Origin of the sequence: Streptomyces sp., from assembly GCF_019510245.1 — a bacterium.
GTDB lineage: Bacteria > Actinomycetota > Actinomycetes > Streptomycetales > Streptomycetaceae > Streptomyces.
Map to the genome: position 1 here is coordinate 1 of NZ_JAEKKT010000363.1, position 4,488 is coordinate 4,488.

Below are 4,488 nucleotides of genomic sequence, written 5' to 3' on the forward strand. Positions count from 1 at the left end.
GAGCCGGGCGCGGTCGATCCGCGAGCAGCGGCCGCCCAATGTTTCCCGCCGCCGTGCATCCAGTACACGCGGGGTGCGGCGCCGGTGTGATCAGTGTTCGCGGGGCTGAAGAGCGACAGAGGGGATCGGAGCACCTTCCCTTTCGCCGTCCGGCGCTCACCCCGATACCCGCGCTTGCCTTCACCGCGCTTTCACGGTCCGCCACGCCGTGAACCGGCCGGGACCCGCCGCCAGTTCCTCACCCCCGGGGAAGACGACGGTGGCGGTGGAGGCGGGAGGGACGTCGACGGTGACGTGCAGTTCGTCGCCCTCGGTGCGCCACTCGACCGCGATGGTCCCCCGTGGGCCCTCGAAGGTCCCGCGCGCCCAGCCGACCGACGCATGGAGCACGGGCGCGACGACGAACGACTCCCAGGCCACCGAGCCCTCGGCCTGCCGCAGTCCGAGAGTGTGGGTGTGCAGGAAGTTGACGACGGCGCCTTTGCTGTAGTGGTTGAGCGAGTCGTGCGCGTCGCCGTTCTCGTCGACGCCCTCCCAGTCCTCCCACATGGTGGTGGCGCCGCGGTCGAGCATGGCGAGCCAGGAAGGCGCGGTGCGTTGCAGCAGTACCTCGTAGGCGAGGTCGGCATGGCCGGTGTCGGCGAGCAGGGGCAGCAGGTCGGCGGTGGAGAGGAAGCCGGTGCCCAGGTGCGTCCCGGCCGCGCGGATGAGGGCCACCAGACGCTCGACGGCCGCGTCACGCAGCTTCTCGGGCACCAGTCCGAAGGTGAGGGCGCGGACGTAGGAGGCCTGGCTGTCGGTGGTGGTCCGGCCGGTGTCGTCGAGGAACTCCGTGCGCCAGGCGTCCTTGATCTGCTGCGCCAACTCCGTGTAGCGGGCGGCCTCGGCGTCGCGCCCCAAGAGGGCGGCCACCTCGGCGAGGATGGAGGTGGAGCGGTGCAGGAAGGCCGTTCCCACCTCGCCCTTGTCGGTGCTCATCCAGCCCTCCGGGCCGTCCTCCACCGGCTCGACCGGCGAGCCGTCCTCGGCGCGGGCTTTCGGCTCGGCCCACTCGCCCCAGTGGAAGGAGCCGTCCCAGACGAACTCCTCGTGGGGTAGGGGCTGGGCCGAGCGGGCCACTCGGGAGGGGTGGCGGGCGGTGCGGGCGGTGGTCAGTGCCCATTCGACCCAGCGGACCATGGCGTCCCAGTTCTCGGCGAGCACCCGGCTGTCGCCGTAGGTCTCGTACAGCACCCAGGGCACCAGCACGATGGCGTCGCCCCAGCCGGCGGAGCCCGTCATCATGTCCAGCCGCTGGTCGGTGCGGAGCTTGGCGCGCCGACCGTCGGGGGAGAAGTTGGCGATGCGACCGTCGTCGAGTTGGTCGTCGCGGACCGAGCGGAGCCACTTGCGGCTGAAGCCGGACACGTCGTAGAGGCGGGCAGCGCTGGGCGCGAAGACCTGATAGTCGCCGGTCCAGCCGATGCACTCGCGGGTGGGGCAGTCGGTGGGCACGTCCACGGCGTTGCCGCGGAAGCTCCAGCGGACGACCTCGTGCAGACGGTTGAGGTCCTCGTTGGCGCAGGCGAAGGTGCCGGCGGGCCGCAGGTCGGTGTGGACCACCCGCATGGTGAGGCCGGCGGCGTCCAGCGGGACGTCGCCGCGCTCCAGCCTGGCGTACCGGAACCCGTGCACGGTGTGGCGGGGTTCGAAGGTCTCCTCCGGGGCCCCGGAGGAGACGACCTCGTCGCGTTGGACGAAGACGGTCACCGGATCGCCGGGGCGCTGGATGTCCAGATGGGAGGTGGTCAGATCCCCGGTGGCGGAGTCGAGGTGCTCGCCGTGGTCGATCACGGTCCGGGTGCCGGCCGGTCCGAGGTCGGTGAGGACGAGCCAGCCGGAGGCGTTCTGGCCGAAGTCGGCGATCCAGGCGCCGTCCGGCAGGCGGGTGAGCGAGACGACGGGGCGGTCCTCGACGCGGCGCACGGGCGGGGCAGGGGACCAGTCGACGGGGGGCGCGGTGACGGCGTCGACGAGGACGGGCCGCTCAGGGCCTCGGGGGGCGAGGAAGTCGGTGATCTGGCCGTCCCTCAGGTCGGCGCGGGTCACGGGGCCCCGGGCGGAGGTCCAGTGCTCGTCGGTGCGTACGACCCTGCGCGTCCCGTCGGCGTACTCCAGATGCAACTCCAGCCGGGCGGCGAGGAGTTCCCCCCAGCCCGCCGGTTTGCGGAAGGCGCCGACCTGGCCGCGGTACCAGCCGTCGGACAGCACGATCTCGACGGTGTTGACGCCGGGGCGAACGGACGCGGTGACGTCGGCGGCCTGGGCGTACAGCGTGCGGTCGTACGAGGTCGACCCGGGGGAGAGTTCGACGGTGCCCGCGCGCTCGTCGTTGACGAACGCCTCGTACACGCCCAGGGCCGTGGCGTACAGCCGGGCGCGGACCAGCTCGGCGGTGGTGAAGGTGGAGCGCAGGACGTGCGTGGGGCGGGTCCCGGGCCGGCGGCGCGCGTCCTCGGGATCGTCCGCGGGCGTGATCCAGTGTGCCGTCCAGTCCTCGTCGAGGAGCCCGGCCTCGAAGACGTGCCATGCGCTCCACTGCGAGCTCTCCACGTCCGCGTGCGTTCGGACGCGCCATCGCACGCGCTCACCACTGCCCAGCGGGCGGGTCGGCCAGTCGACGAACAGGTGGTCGTCGACGTGCGCCGTCTGCGGCGGACGTCCGTCGACGTGGATCTCCAGCTCGTGGCCTGCACGCGTGGGTATGCCACCCGGAGGCTTCCACGACAGTCGCGGGCGGCTTCCCGAGACCGGGAACTGGTCGCCGCCGAAGTCGATCGTGAGGTCGTACGGAGCGAGCATGGCCATGGATGTCCTCGCCTCCCCTTCCCTGTGGGTATCGGTTGTTCACTGCCGGTGCCGGAGGAGCGTGCGCGGGGCGCTCTGGGCCCGCGAGGGCGTGCGGCAGCCGGGGTCGCCGCCGCGTCTTCGGACGGTCAGGCGTGTGTGCCGGATGAGGTCAGACGGCGGCACCGGTGTCGGTCTGCCCGGCGCCGTCGGGGTCGGTCTCGGTGGGGACCGGTCCGGTCGAGTCCCGGAGCACCAGCCTCGTGGCCAGCTCGACGTGGTGGGAATCGATCTCCGCGGCGGAGGCCAGACGAAGAGCGGTCCGCACGGCAACGGCACCCATCTCGTTGATGGGTTGGTGGACGGTGCTCAGCGGCGGCGAGGTGACCCGGGCCAGCGGCGTGTCGTCGAAGCCGACGACGCTGAGGTCCTTGGGGACACGCAGGCCACGCAGCCGGGCGGCCTCGATGACCCCGGCGGCCAACTCGTCGCAGGCGGCGAACACCGCGGTCGGTGCGGGGTCCGCGGCCAGCAGCCGCTTGCCGTGCTCGACGCCCTCCGCGGTGTGGAAACTGCCGGCGTGCCGGACCAGGTCGGCCAGTACGGGAACGCCGGCCGCCTCCATGGCGCTGCGGAATCCGTGCAGGCGGGCCTGGTTGGAGCTGGCGCCCTCCTTGCCGCCGAGGTAGGCGATGCGGTGGTGGCCGAGGGAGAGCAGATGTGTGGTGGCGGCACGGCCACCGGCGAAGTAGGTCGAACCGACGCTGACGATCGAAGGGTCGGGCACCTCCGGGTCGAGCAGCACGAGCGGCAGGCGAACCCGGCTCAGGGCTTCGACCATCGGAGGGGACAAGGTGTTGGCGGTGACGGCGATGACCGCGCGCCGTCCGGCAGCGGCCAGATTGTGCGCCCAACCGGCGGGGTCGGCAGCGGGATCACGATCGCTCCGTCTGCTGACCACCACGCCGACGCCCTCCCGGGCCCCGGCATCCACCACGGCCTGGACCATGGCGGTGCAGTAGATGCTCAACTCCTCGAAGCCGAAGAACAGCTCGACGGTGGGGTGTGAGCGCAGGTCGTCCCGGTTCCCGCCGTAGTTGTGCTGGCGCATCAGCTCCAGCACCACGTCCCGCGTCTGTTGGGCGACATCAGGGCGCCCGTTGACGACCTTGGAGACGGTGGCGACCGAGACGCCGGCGTACTCGGCGATCTGCGCCAATGTCACGCGGTTGGAAACGGATGCCATGAGTCCCCTTTGGCGACAGTGCCGGTCTGAGCGTTCCTCGTCCTGAACACACTAGCACCGAAATAATTTTCGTAGACCTTTCGAGTCCTTCAGCCGAGAAAACCCAGTCGAAACAAGGTCGACACAGGGGGTTGACGAAGGTCATTGACATGCTTAGCGTTCACGGTCAGCAGGAATCACGGAAAGCAATTTCGAGCTGCTGGGTCACAAATTTTCGGAGTACTTCCGACAGGCGCGACCCCATGCGAACTCGGGCAGCACGGTGAGCATCTGGCACCCGCCCCGATCTTCCTCTGCGGCAGCAGCCCGCCTTCTGGCCGGGTCGCCCTGCTCAAGGACCTGCAGATCCCGCCGGTCTCGATTGTCCGGCGCCTCGACACCATCGTCACCGACCCATGGAGGAGGACTCGCGATGA

General features: G+C 70.7%; 2 protein-coding genes. Both read right to left on the bottom strand.

The features are described 5' to 3' along the window. Nucleotides 1–180 precede the first annotated feature (180 nt). A complete protein-coding gene (locus JF597_RS51585) occupies nt 181–2,847 on the bottom strand; it encodes a family 78 glycoside hydrolase catalytic domain (RefSeq protein WP_294013572.1) in 2,667 nt (888 codons plus the stop codon). Between the two features lie 151 nt (nt 2,848–2,998). Beyond that, nucleotides 2,999–4,072, bottom strand: a complete 1,074-nt coding sequence (locus JF597_RS51590; protein WP_294013577.1) for a LacI family DNA-binding transcriptional regulator — start codon at nt 4,070–4,072, stop codon at nt 2,999–3,001. Nucleotides 4,073–4,488: the final 416 nt, after the last annotated feature.